The sequence below is a fragment of the Candidatus Tumulicola sp. genome (genome assembly GCA_035601835.1).
Taxonomy (GTDB): Bacteria; Vulcanimicrobiota; Vulcanimicrobiia; order Eremiobacterales; family Eremiobacteraceae; genus DATNNM01.
On sequence record DATNNM010000004.1, the window covers coordinates 24,210 to 35,808 of the forward strand.

Consider the following 11,599-nt stretch of genomic DNA (forward strand, 5'->3'; position numbering starts at 1 on the left):
CGCTACCCTCCCCGCGTTCCCGGAGACTGTACGGGAGCCGGCTGCGCCGGCGCGTTCGGACTCAAGCGATACGCCGTGATCGGCAGCGTGATGCGCAAGCGCGGTATCGATCCGACGCCCGCATTGCTTCCCGGCGCCAGCGTCAGATCACCGACGCCCAGCAACTTCGGAAACTTGTTGAGGTCGCGCAGGAAGCGCTGCAGATCGTTGTACGTCCCGTCGAATTCCATGTTCATCGGAACCTGCGTGAAGGATTGATTCAGGTACGCGATCGCCTTTTGCCGTGCGGTGGCCGGGCCTTGCGGCTTCGGCGATCCGCCGGGCCGGCCGGGAGCGAACGAGGCCGCGCCCGCCGGACTTCCCGGAATCGGCGTCGGCGCGCCCGCAAAAGTTTGGCTCTGCGCTTGACTTGTCGTCTGGTTGGCCTGCCCCTCGGAACCCGCCACGCGGGCGGCGCTTCGGATCGGGCCGCCGATCAGCGGCGCGTTCGCCACAGCCTGCGCGTTGGGCGTTGCTCCAGGCGCGACGCTCGGTCCAGGCGTCGGCGACGGCGTCGCCTGCGGCGCGACGAGCGCGACCTGCAGCCCATCTTTCTTGGCGAGGTCTTCTATCTGCTTTAGATACGACGGTATGTAGGCGCGCGGGTCCGCGGTCAGTTCGACGCCGGTCAAGCGCTGACGGACCTGCTTGGTCAACGCGAGGTACAGAGGCTTTTGATCGGCCACGCGTTTGAGATTGTCGTATTGCGTCTGCAGGTTGGCGATTTGGTCGCGCGTCGCCGCCTCTTGCTGGCGCTTGGGTTGGATGACCAAGAACCACGCGAGCAAAGCGATGAACACGATAACGCCCGCGACGATCAGATTGCGGTTCGTAGGGCTCATTGTCCGATCACCGCCGGGCTCAACAGGCCCACGACCGTGAATGCGACCCCGCCGTTTGAGGTCTGGCCGTTCATGATCGTCTGCGTGCTCGTTGTCAGCGACGCGTTCCCGAAGATCGGCGACGCGTCGAGATTGAGCATCAGATCGGCGACCTCGCGCAACGTAGAGGTTCTGCCTGCGAAATTGACTTGCCCACCGGTCACCGAGCGGGCCACCTGCACGCTGGTGAACCACACGCCGCGCGGCGCCTGGTTGGAGATGTCGGTGAGTATCTCAGCCAGCTGGAGCGGGCTCTGCTTGATGCGCTCGAGCAGCTCGGCCTTTGCCTTGAGCTGTTGGGCCTGATCGCGCAAGTCGTCGACTTCTTTGACGGCCTGCTGTTCGACCAGCACCTTCTGCGAGACGTCCGCGTATTGGTTGTTCAGCTGGGTGATGACGTTGTTCTCGTAAAGCACGAAAATGCCCAAAGCGAGCAGTTCCACGGCGATCACCGTGAGCCCGATCGCGAGCCCGCGATCGAAGGTGACGACCGGAGCTCGTTGCGCTGACGGGAGAAGGTTGATATTGATCACGGATGGTCCCTCGTCGTCCCTTTGCTCACGCCGCTCGTCCGTCGGATTGCAAGTCGCGGCGGCCGAGGCCGGCTGCGACGATCAACGACGGGCCGAGATCGGCCAGGTACTCGGTGGGGAAATCGACCGGATTGTAGCTTGCGCGGTCCAGCGGATTGGCGATGTGCACCGGCAGCGCTAGTTCGCGCGAGAGAAAGCTGTCGATATTCGCCAGCCGCGCTGTGCCGCCGCCGAGGATCACGCTCTCGATCGTCTCACCGCGGAAACGCGTGCGGAAATAATCGAGCGATTTGTGGATCTCGGTGACGAGCTCGGTCAACGGCGGCGTGATGACGTTGAACAGCCGGGTGACCGTCGGCGGCGCGGGCTCCGCTTCGCCCTGCGTGAGGACGGCCGCTTTCTCTCTTTTCAGTTTTTCCGCTTCCTCGGTGGAGATGTTCATGCCGGTCGCGATCGCTTTGGTGAACGCATCTCCGCCGATCGGAACGTTACGCGTGAACGGCACGAAGCCGCTCTTGGTGATGTTGATGCTGGTGGACGACGCGCCGATGTTGATGATCGCGATGTTTTGCTCGAAATCCGGGTCCTGAGGCGACAGCATCGCGCGCACCATGGCGAACGGCTCCACTTCGACGATCGCAGGCGTGAGGCCGGCGAATTGCAGCGCGCTCACCTGGCTGAGCACCAGGTCCTTCTGCGCCGCGACGATGAGCACGTCCATGTTCTGGCCGTCTTCCGAGCGTCCGAGGATCTTCGCGTCGATCTGCGCTTCTTCGACCGAATATGGAAGGAAGCGCTCGGCTTCGTACTTCGTCGAGTCACGCAGTTCGCGTTCGTTCATCAACGGCATGGAGACTTGACGGACGACGACGGTGGGACCGCTCACCGCGCTCACGACGCGCTTTGCAGAAAAAGCGCCGTCGGCGAACAGATGGCGAAGTGCGTCGCCCACCACGGGTGGATCCGTGATGACGCCGTCTTTGATCGAGTTGGATGGCGTGGCGATTTTGTAAACGTGCTCGAGCACTGGACCGCGTCCAGACGGCGCGAACTGCACCGCTTTCAACTCCGCAGAGCCGAAATCGATGCCGACATAGTGCTGCCCGCCGCGCGCGAACATCCGACCGAGGAACGACATGGCCCCTTTTCCCATCCCCGTCGTGCGGAACAAGAATCAAGAAAGGCTGCCGGGGAAATATGCCTCTCGCTGTAACCTATCGGCCAAAGGTGGGACGGATTTTAGAACAGTTATTCGAGTGCCGGGAGGCTCGTCCCGACTCGTAGTACGGCGCCGCTAGCCTACCAGGGTCTTGAGCTTGGCTGCGTCGGCGATCACAATGTGGCCCGTCTGCATGTCGATCAGCTTCTCATCCCAGAAGCGATTCAGCATGCGATTCGCCGTCTCGCGCGTCGTGCCGATCATGTTCGCCATTTCCTGATTCGTCAAACGCAGGGTCAGCCGGATGCCGCCCTCGACGGTCTCGCCGAACTGCCCGCTTAAGTGCAGCAGCAGCGCTGCCAAGCGCGTGCGGATGTCTTGGTAGGCTGCGGCTTGAATCGCCTGGTTCGTCTCGCGCAACCGCGCTGACAGCGCCAGCACCAGCGAGAGGCTCATATTCGGGCTTTTAGCGAGCAGCTCGAGAAAATCTTTGCGCGGCAGCATCGCCGCTTCGACCTCGCCGATGGCCTTGATCGTGGCGGAGCGAGGCGAACCGTCAAGCACGCCCATCTCGCCGAAAAAGTCGCCTTCGCGCAAGATCGTGAGGATGGTCTCTTTGCCGTCGTTGCTGACGCGAGTGACCGCCACATTGCCTTTGACCACGATGAACAACGCATCGCCGGCGTCGCCTTCGTAGACGAGCACGGCATGTTTCGGGTAGCGGCGTGAGACCATGAGCGCAGCGACCGCGGTGCGGTCGTTTTCGCTGAACTCCCCGAAGAGCGGGACTTTTTTCAGCAGCGCGGGCTCGAGTGCTTTATCCGACGTTCGTTGCCCCATCCTATCCTCCCTAACTGTATCGGCTGCTACCCGCGCGTCCAATACGATTGCAGGAGGGCGCGATACCACTCGTAAGGTCCGCTTATCGCAAGCGGGGCATAAGTGGCGATGAGCGACGCAAGGACCAAAAAAGGCCCGAATGGCAGCGCGTCGCGCCGGCCGCGTTTGCCGGCCAGCAGTATCGGGACGGCGAGCAACGCGCCGATGACAAAAGCTGCCACCGCAACGCCGAGTCCTAAAGGAAACCCGTACAGCAGACCGAGCGCCGCGCCGAGCTTGACGTCACCAAGCCCAAGGCCCGCCCCGCGCGTCCCCAAGTAGACCGCGCCGAAGATGGCGGCTCCGAGCGCCGCGCCTTCGAGCGCGCCGATGATGTCGCGCTCCGTCAACGCGCGCACGAGGCCGATCGCGCCAAGCGCGACGACGCTCCAGTCAAGCACCAGCAGGTGGTCCAGATCGATGAACGCGACCGCGATCAGGACCGCGCTCGCAAGGCAAGCCAGCGCGGTCTGCACGCTCAGTCCGAACTCCACAAAGGCCAGGACGAACAGCACGCCGGTCAACAGCTCCACGAGCGGATAGCGTCCGGACACCGGCGCGCCGCAGTAGCGGCATTTCCCGCCGAGCAGCATGTACGAGAACACCGGAACGTTGTCGATGGCTGAAAGCGGATGCCGGCATGCGGGGCAGTGCGAGCCCGGACGGATCAGCGACTCGCCGCGCGGCAAGCGGTAGATCACGACGTTCAGAAAAGAGCCGAACGCCAGCCCGACGATGCCAAAAAGGATGAGGATCAGTGAGGTCATCGGCGCCTGCGAGCGGCCTTAGTTGCCGACGATGCCGGCGTTTTGGTCGTACAGGATCCCCGTGCACGCCGTGCAGTTCGCAGTCGTACCATCTTTCACCAGCGCACGCGTGGTGGTCGGGTCGTGCTTGGCGCTGTCGCTGACTTGATAAGCGCCATAGGAGCCGGGCGTGTTGGTGATCGTGTACGCGGCGTTATCGACCGGGTCGGTCGGCGTGAAACTTAGGTACGGCGTGGTGAGACCACTCGCTCCGAAGCCGCCCGGATACGCGCCGTGGTTATCGACGGCATATTCTTCCATAGCGGTCGCGATCTGCTGCTCGTTGCTTTCGCAGGCCGAGGTCTGCGACTCGGCGCGGGCGTGCAGGAAGTTCGGGATCAAGATCGCCGCGAGAATCGCGATAATCGCGATGACGATCATGAGCTCGATGAGCGTGAAGGCGCGTCGAAGGCGTGGCAAGTCCTGGGTCCACCTTTCCCCTATTTTAATGCCCACATCCCCGCTGGTTAGCCCGTAAAGGCGATGGGCGGCCGGTCACACTCCGTGACCGCCCGCCCGCCACTTCGGTCTCGAGGGCCGCTATTGGCCGACGATGCCGCCGCTCTGGTTGTAGGAGATGCTCGTGCAAGCCGTGCACTTCGCGCCGCCGGCCTGGAATAACCCTATGGTCGTGGTCGGGTCGTGGCCGCCGCTGTCGTTGACCTGATAGGAGCCGTACGCGCCCGCCGTGTTCGTCAACGTGTAGGTCGTGCCATTGACCGGATCCTTGGGCGCGAAGGTCAGGTACGGCGTGGTGAGACCGCTCGCCCCGAAGCCGCCCGGATATGCGCCGTTGTTATCGACTGCGTACTCTTCCATCGCCGTGGCGATCTGTTTCTCGTTGCTCTCGCAGGCCGCGGTCTGCGACTCGGCGCGGGCGTGTAAGAAGTTCGGGATCAGGATCGCCGCCAGGATCGCGATAATCGCGATGACGATCATGAGTTCGATAAGCGTGAAAGCGCGCTGAAGGCGTGGCAATTCCCGGCTCCACCTTTCCCTTTTCTTAATGCCCATATCCCTCGCCGGCTAGCCCGGTAAAGGCGACGGGCGGGACGGCCACGCTCCGTGACCCCCGCCCGCTACTTCGGTCTCGAGGGCCGCTATTGCCCGACGATGCCCGCGTTCTGGTTGTAAGAGATGCTCGCGCAAGCCGTGCACTTGGCGCCGCCGCTCTGGAATATCCCTATGGTGGTGGTCACGTCGTGGCCGCCATTGTCGTTGATCTGGTAGGAGCCGTACGCGCCGGCCGTGTTCGTCAGCGTGTAGCTCGTGCCGTTGACCGGATCCTTGGGTGTGAAGTTCAGGTACGGCGTGGTCAAGCCGGCCGCGAACGTGTTCGGATACGCGCCGTTGTTATCGACTGCGTACTCTTCCATCGCCGTGGCTATCTGTTTCTCATTGCCCTCGCAGGCAGACGTCTGCGCTTCCGCGCGGGCGTGTAAGAAGTTCGGGATCAAGATCGCCGCGAGAATCGCGATAATCGCGATGACGATCATAAGCTCGATGAGCGTAAATCCCTTTTGGAGTCTTTTCACTAGTATAGTCCTATTCTTGAGTGTGATACTGCTCACTCCCCCAGCCCGTATAAGCAACGAGCGGCCAGTCACACTCCGTGACCGCCCGCCCGCCACCTTTGGCCTCGACAGCTGTTATTGGCCGACGATGCCCGCGTTCTGGTTGTAAGAGATGCTCGCGCAAGCCGTGCACTTGGCGCCGCCGCTCTTGAAGATACCAATGGTGGTGGTCGTGTCGTGGCCGCCATTGTCGTTGATCTGGTAGGAGCCATACGCGCCGGCCGTGTTGGTCAGCGTGTAGCTCGTGCCGTTGACCGGATCCTTGGGTGTGAAGTTCAGGTACGGTGTGGTCAGGCCGGCCGCGAAGGTGTTCGGGTACGCGCCGTTGTTGTCAACTGCGTACTCTTCCATCGCCGTGGCGATCTGCTTCTCATTGCCCTCGCAGGCAGACGTCTGCGCTTCCGCGCGGGCGTGCAGGAAGTTCGGGATCAAGATCGCCGCGAGAATCGCGATAATTGCGATGACGATCATGAGCTCGATGAGCGTAAATCCCTTTTGGAGTCTTTTCACTGAAATTAGTCCTCTCTCGTTCTTACTAGTAAGCGTTCTTGCAGTCACCTTGGCCGCCGTTCCCTAGCGACCGCGCGCAGCGAGTCCAATTCCCGCCATCGTGCGTTGCGCGCCGGACTTCTCCACTCTATGCAATGCCCAACCGCCGCCGGTTTAGACCGCCCAAAGGTGCGTCTGCTCACGCATTTGAACTGCGATGGGGTCCTTAATAGAGTTATCGGCCCCCTGGGAGCCGACGTGGAGAGTGATCTGGAAGGCGCCGCCGTCCCGCAGGGAAAGACCGATGCTTTCGTGGCGGGCGCTCTCTGTGCGGTCTTAGCGGTCGCGGCGCTGCCACGTTTTTTGCACCTTTTTTCGCATCCGACCATTCCGGATGAAGCGTTCACCCTCTACCTCGCCTCGCATCCCTTTGGCGAGATGCTGGGCATGCTGCGCAACGGTGACTTTCATCCGCCGCTGATCTACGCGATCGCGCATTGGCTGCTCGGGCTCTCCGGGAAAGCGTACCTGTTCCGCATCCTGCCGGCGATGTTCGGCCTCGCCGGCGTGGCGGCGACGTTCTTCTTGGCGCGCAAGTTCGTCGGAACCGCGGGCGCGACTCTAGCCGCCTTGTTCGTCGCACTCTCGCCGGTATTGGTGTTCTATGACGGCTACTTCCGGATGTACGCGCTGCTGTGGTGCTTGAGCGCGCTTTCCTGGCTGCTGCTTTTCCGCGCTTTCGAACGACCTGCCGCCCTCGGAAGATGGGCGCTGTACGCCGCGGCGGCTGCAGCGCTTCTCTACACCCACTACCTCGCGTTTTTCACGCTTGCAGCTCAGGCTGCGTTTTGGCTCGCCACGTACCCGCGCCAGTGGCGCTATCCGGCTGCCCTAGCCATGGCCGGACTCGCGTGGCTGCCCTGGCTGCCGGCCTTCCTGGTGCAGTTCCCAAACGGCGGGACCGCCTATGCAGCCGCCGGCTACCAGCCTCAATCACTGCTCTCGTTACCGCCGGCGCTGCTCACCGACAGCATCCCGGGCGCGCTCGAATTCAGCCCCTGGCTCGGGATCTTCTTCTGGGCGTGTATCGCCGGCGGCGCGACCGCGTGCGTGCTGCGGCGCGAGTATCGCCCGCTCTGGCTGCTGCTCCCGTTGCTCCTGCAGCTGCTCTATTGGTTCGCCGCGGGTAAGAACCTGGTCGCGCAGCGCTACCTGCTGCAGCTCGTGCCCGCATTGGCGATTCTCATCGCGTACGCGTGTGTCGCTCTTGCGCGTGGCCGCGTCAAGGCGCTGGCTGTGCTTATCGCGCTCGGCGTGCTGACGCTGCAAACCGTCGGCGTCGCGGACGAACTGTTCCTCCCTCAATACCAGCCGGTCGACTGGAATGTCTACGCCGCCTTCCTGTCGTCGCGCAGCCGGCCGGGCGACGCCTTCGTCTTCGATCAGCAAGCGGCGTACTTCACGCAGTATGGCGCTGCATACCTCAAGCAGGGCGGGGCGGTCTTTCCGGTGCGCAATCAGCAACAAGCGGAGGTCGTTGCCGCCAAGGCAGCGCCCCTTTCCCGCGTGTGGTACGTGGACTACCAATCGCGGCTCGCCGATCCCGACCACGTGATTTTTCGCGCCTTGCGGGCGACGCACGCCAAAGCGACGACGTGGCGAAGCGCCCCGGCGGGCTACGGCGACAGCGTGGTGACGACGCTCTTCGAGCGCTAGCGCTTCACGTCGAAGAGCGACACGAACGCCCGGTCCGCGTCGTCTGCTCTCTGCTCTACGTATCCTCCGCGTTGAGGACGCGTCGCGCGCAAGTGTTCGTAGACCGCGCGCTTCGGATCGGGATAGTAGTATTGGTTCTCGACGTACCAGATGCGTTGGCGCGGGCGCGCGTCGATCCAACGGATCGCTTCGACGACCGACGCTTGGTCGATGACGGGCATGACGTCGTGCCCTTGAAAGGCGTTCAGCCCGCCCAGCACCGTGACCGCAAAGCCTTGATCGATCATGATGGCGTCGCTGGGCTTCTCGCTGCGCAGCAGCACGATGTCCACCGCGTACCAATCGGTTCGCTGGTAGAAAGGATCCAACAGATTGTCCAGGGCAGCGATGATGCTCAATGTCGCGAATGCGCTGACGAGAGCGATGCCGGCGATGCGCCAGCGCGTGCCGAGCAACAGCGCCACGATCGCCCCAAGGCATACGTCAAAGGCCGGGATCATCGCCAGCAGGTAGCGCGGGATCACCAAGTCCTTGCTGAGCGCGAACGCCGCGGCCGCTTGTATCGCGATAGGTGAGAGCCAATACGGCACGATGCTCTTGCGCCCGATCCAACAGCCCGCGACCAGACAGCCGAGCGCGAAAACGGTCATCGCCCAATCCGTCGCGGTCGTTCCCGCGAACCAGGCGACGGGCACGCCTTGGAACAGCGTGCCTCTGGCCTGGCCCAGCCAATAGAACGATCGGCCGGCGCCGCTGATGACGTGCCCGCCGAATGCATATTGAGTTCTCAACGCGCCAAGCCAGGGCGCGAGCGCAAGCAGCGCGAGTCCCGCTCCCGCAAAGACGGGCCACGCCTGGCGCGCTCGCGGCAAGGCGTACAGCACTTGGCTGAGCACAACCACGCCGCCGAGGTATTGCACGCTTGGCAGGAGCGCTGCGCAGACGCAATATGCCGCCCACAGCCACGCAAGGGCTTTGCCGCGCGCGTCTTGAGCGAGGAGCAGCAGCCACCACGACAGCGTGCTGAGCGCGATTAGCATGGAATACATGCGGAACATGCGATCCCAGTCGATGAGATCGGGGGAAATCGCGACGAACAGAGCCGCGAACGCAGCTGCCGTGTCGCCGAACACTCGACGCGCTATCCCCCAGGTCGCGACGATCGTGATCAGGCCGAACGGCGCGGTCAGAAAGCGATACGACCAGGGCTGCCAGTGCAGCGTGGCGATCGCCGCGTGCGCGTAGAGGTAGAACAACGGCGGGTGTGCATCGTTGTGCGCCAGGAAATCGAAGAGCTTCGAGAGCGGCAGCGACCCGGCGAAAACCGAGTATGCCTCGTCGATGAAAAGGCTATTGTCCGTCAAGCGCCAGAAGCGTGCCAGCGCTCCGATGGCAAGCGCAAGGATCAGAAAGGCGTAGGGGAGCCACTTGGGCTTGGTCATCGGCGCGGCCCGTACAAGATGACGAGCACGTCATCGGCGGGGTTCACATGCGACTGCACCCACATGCCGAGCATGCGTCGAGTGACGCTCAAGCGCCGCCGTACGACGTGTTCGGGGTCCGGATAGAATGCCGCATTCTCGACATACCATACTCGCGCAAGGCGCCGTGCGTCAAGCCACTTGACGGCGCCGGCCGGCGGGTCGGGCGCGACGACAAGGTAATGCTCGTGCTCCCGAAAGGTCGCGAACTCGTCGAGGACCGCGTACGGCAGGCCTTGATCGAAGACGACCACGTCGGTCGGAGCGATGTCTTTGCGCACCAGCAAGTCGACGGCATACCAGTCCGACGGTTTGTAGTACGACACTGCGAGGAGGTCGATGTCGCAGAGCAAGCTGACCCCCACGATCGACAGCACGGCCGCCGCCGCGAGAACACGCGCCTTCGTCCGTATCAGGTACCCGAAGGCCACGCCGATGCACGCTGCGAACGCCGGCAAGAGATACGTGAGATAGCGCGGCAGCGCGAGCGTCTTGCCGAACGCGAACGAAAAAACGATCTGCATCAGCGCTGGGGCGAGCCAGTACGGCAAAAACGTCCTGCGCCCCAACCACGTTCCGGCGCCGATGACGGCGATGACTGCAACGGTGATCGCCCAGTCCAACGCGGGCGTGCGCAGGCCGGCGGGCAAGCCGGCCGCCACCGTTTCGCGCGCCAACGCGCTCCAATCGAACTGCGCGCCGCCATACGAGCCCGCCAGGCCGCCGACAGGGAACTGCTGCAGCATCGCGGGCGCCCACGGAAGAAACGCGAGCAGCGCGAGCGCGCTCGCGACGAGCGCCGGCCACGCCGTGCGGGCGCGGGTCAGGGCGAAGACGGCTTGCGACACGACTACGAGGCCGCCGAGATAATGGATGTACGGCAGGGCTATGGCCGACAGAGCGTAGCCGAGCCAAAGCGCAGGCCGCGGCTTCGACCCGGTAGCCGCGACGAGCGCGAGCCAGCTCACGGTCGTCAGGGCTGCGAGTACCGCGTACATTCGAAATGTTCGATCGGTCTGCACGAGGAGCGGCTCGGTCGCCACAACTAGAGCTGCGCATATGGCAGCCGCGTCGCCAAAGCTGCGCCGCACGAGCGCCCAGGTCGCGGCGATCGTCAGCAGCCCGAAGGGCGCGGTGAGGTAACGGTAGTCCCAAGCCGGCCAGTGCAAAACCGCCACCAGCCAATGCGCGATGAGGTAGAACAACGGTGGATGGAAATCGCCGTAGGTGATTGCGTTGAACATCTGCGGCAGCGCGATTCGCGCCACGTGCAGCGTGAAGCCCTCGTCGACTTGTAGGCTCGAGTCGGTGAGTCTCCAGAAGATGAGCGCGCCGCCCAGCGCGAGGGCGGCGGCGAGCCAGAGCCAGAGACCGTAGCCACGGAGCTTCAGCTCCGTGCCTTCCGTCAATCCATGTCCTTCCGGATCTTTTGCAAGCTGCGCGCCAATGCGCGCGATATTTGGCGCTGCGTCGAACCGAGCCGCTTGGCGATCTCGGTCTGCGTGAGATCCATGTAGAAGAACAAGTGCACGATGCTGCGCTCGAACTCGGCCAGCTTGTCGATCGCCATGTCCAGCACGATGCTGTCTTCGACCGGGAGTTTGAAGGTTTCGTGGCGTTGGCTTCGGATGACTTCGGCGCGCACGCCCATGCCCGACGGCGTCGCGGCGGGCGTGAGCGACATGATATTGAACTCCTCGCGCAGTCGCTGGATCTCGTTGATGCCTTCGACCGTGATGTTCATGTCCACGCTGAGCTCTTCGTTCGTCGGCTCGCGCTGCTGCCGGGCGATCAGCCGGTCGCGCGACTCGTGCAGTTTCCGATTGAGGCTGCGGTACCAGCGCGGTACGCGCATGCTGGGCGCGAGATCGCGCAAGTAGTGCGAGATCTCGCCGGAGATGACCGGCCGGGCGTACGCTTCGAACGGGACTCCGAGCGTCGGGTCGAATTGCTCGACCGCCTTGATGAGGCCGACGCAGCCGACCTGCATGAGGTCGTCGCGCATCGAGGGATCGTGCGCGAAGTGCCTGGAGATGCTCTTC

General features: G+C 63.5%; 13 protein-coding genes. 1 reads left to right on the forward strand and 12 read right to left on the reverse strand.

Annotated elements, in window-relative coordinates; translation table 11 throughout:
- Window positions 1-2: 2 nt before the first annotated feature.
- The 9 genes from pilO to VN934_01440 all read right to left on the reverse strand — a co-directional run bounded on the left by pilO (window position 3) and on the right by VN934_01440 (window position 6,381).
- Window positions 3-881 (reverse strand): type 4a pilus biogenesis protein PilO, encoded by an 879-nt coding sequence (gene pilO, locus VN934_01400; protein ID HXM17448.1) that lies wholly within the window; start codon window positions 879-881, stop codon window positions 3-5.
- Window positions 878-1,453, reverse strand: coding sequence for a PilN domain-containing protein (locus VN934_01405; protein ID HXM17449.1), 576 nt, complete (start codon window positions 1,451-1,453; stop codon window positions 878-880). Before VN934_01405 ends, pilO begins: the two co-directional genes overlap by 4 nt.
- A gap of 25 nt (window positions 1,454-1,478) precedes the next feature.
- Window positions 1,479-2,591, reverse strand: a complete 1,113-nt coding sequence (gene pilM, locus VN934_01410) for a type IV pilus assembly protein PilM (GenBank protein HXM17450.1) — start codon at window positions 2,589-2,591, stop codon at window positions 1,479-1,481.
- 156 nt (window positions 2,592-2,747) lie between these two features.
- Window positions 2,748-3,452: a Crp/Fnr family transcriptional regulator gene (locus tag VN934_01415; protein ID HXM17451.1), complete on the reverse strand. Its 705-nt coding sequence runs from the start codon at window positions 3,450-3,452 to the stop codon at window positions 2,748-2,750.
- Window positions 3,453-3,478: 26 nt separating this feature from the next.
- Window positions 3,479-4,258: a prepilin peptidase gene (locus tag VN934_01420; protein ID HXM17452.1), complete on the reverse strand. Its 780-nt coding sequence runs from the start codon at window positions 4,256-4,258 to the stop codon at window positions 3,479-3,481.
- Window positions 4,259-4,276: 18 nt separating this feature from the next.
- Window positions 4,277-4,717 carry a prepilin-type N-terminal cleavage/methylation domain-containing protein gene (locus tag VN934_01425; protein ID HXM17453.1) on the reverse strand — a complete coding sequence of 147 codons (441 nt, stop codon included), beginning with the start codon at window positions 4,715-4,717 and terminating at the stop codon, window positions 4,277-4,279.
- A gap of 120 nt (window positions 4,718-4,837) precedes the next feature.
- Window positions 4,838-5,275, reverse strand: coding sequence for a type II secretion system protein (locus VN934_01430; GenBank protein HXM17454.1), 438 nt, complete (start codon window positions 5,273-5,275; stop codon window positions 4,838-4,840).
- Window positions 5,276-5,397: 122 nt separating this feature from the next.
- Window positions 5,398-5,832: a prepilin-type N-terminal cleavage/methylation domain-containing protein gene (locus tag VN934_01435; protein HXM17455.1), complete on the reverse strand. Its 435-nt coding sequence runs from the start codon at window positions 5,830-5,832 to the stop codon at window positions 5,398-5,400.
- 114 nt (window positions 5,833-5,946) lie between these two features.
- The gene (locus VN934_01440; GenBank protein HXM17456.1) at window positions 5,947-6,381 is read right to left on the reverse strand and encodes a prepilin-type N-terminal cleavage/methylation domain-containing protein; all 435 of its coding nucleotides are present in this window, start codon (window positions 6,379-6,381) and stop codon (window positions 5,947-5,949) included.
- 237 nt (window positions 6,382-6,618) lie between these two features.
- Between VN934_01440 and VN934_01445 the strand changes: the two genes are divergently transcribed.
- Window positions 6,619-8,076, forward strand: coding sequence for a glycosyltransferase family 39 protein (locus VN934_01445; protein ID HXM17457.1), 1,458 nt, complete (start codon window positions 6,619-6,621; stop codon window positions 8,074-8,076).
- On the opposite strand, the gene VN934_01450 is transcribed toward VN934_01445, so the two are convergent.
- From VN934_01450 to VN934_01460, 3 genes are all read right to left on the reverse strand, one after another.
- Entirely contained in the window at window positions 8,073-9,518 is a 1,446-nt protein-coding gene (locus VN934_01450; GenBank protein ID HXM17458.1) for a glycosyltransferase family 39 protein, read from the reverse strand. The genes VN934_01445 and VN934_01450 overlap by 4 nt on opposite strands.
- The gene (locus tag VN934_01455) at window positions 9,515-10,966 is read right to left on the reverse strand and encodes a glycosyltransferase family 39 protein (GenBank protein ID HXM17459.1); all 1,452 of its coding nucleotides are present in this window, start codon (window positions 10,964-10,966) and stop codon (window positions 9,515-9,517) included. Before VN934_01455 ends, VN934_01450 begins: the two co-directional genes overlap by 4 nt.
- Window positions 10,963-11,599: sigma-70 family RNA polymerase sigma factor (locus tag VN934_01460; GenBank protein HXM17460.1), on the reverse strand; the 637-nt coding region annotated here is incomplete at its 5' end. The genes VN934_01455 and VN934_01460, both read right to left, overlap by 4 nt.

What these genes read in the sequence shown, in the direction of transcription:
- VN934_01415 (HXM17451.1), bottom strand. Translation starts at nt 3,452, where the DNA reads ATGGGGCAACGAACGTCGGATAAAGCACTCGAGCCCGCGCTGCTGAAA.
- pilO (HXM17448.1), bottom strand. Translation starts at nt 881, where the DNA reads ATGAGCCCTACGAACCGCAATCTGATCGTCGCGGGCGTTATCGTGTTC.
- VN934_01450 (HXM17458.1), bottom strand. Translation starts at nt 9,518, where the DNA reads ATGACCAAGCCCAAGTGGCTCCCCTACGCCTTTCTGATCCTTGCGCTT.
- pilM (HXM17450.1), bottom strand. Translation starts at nt 2,591, where the DNA reads ATGTCGTTCCTCGGTCGGATGTTCGCGCGCGGCGGGCAGCACTATGTC.
- VN934_01420 (HXM17452.1), bottom strand. Translation starts at nt 4,258, where the DNA reads ATGACCTCACTGATCCTCATCCTTTTTGGCATCGTCGGGCTGGCGTTC.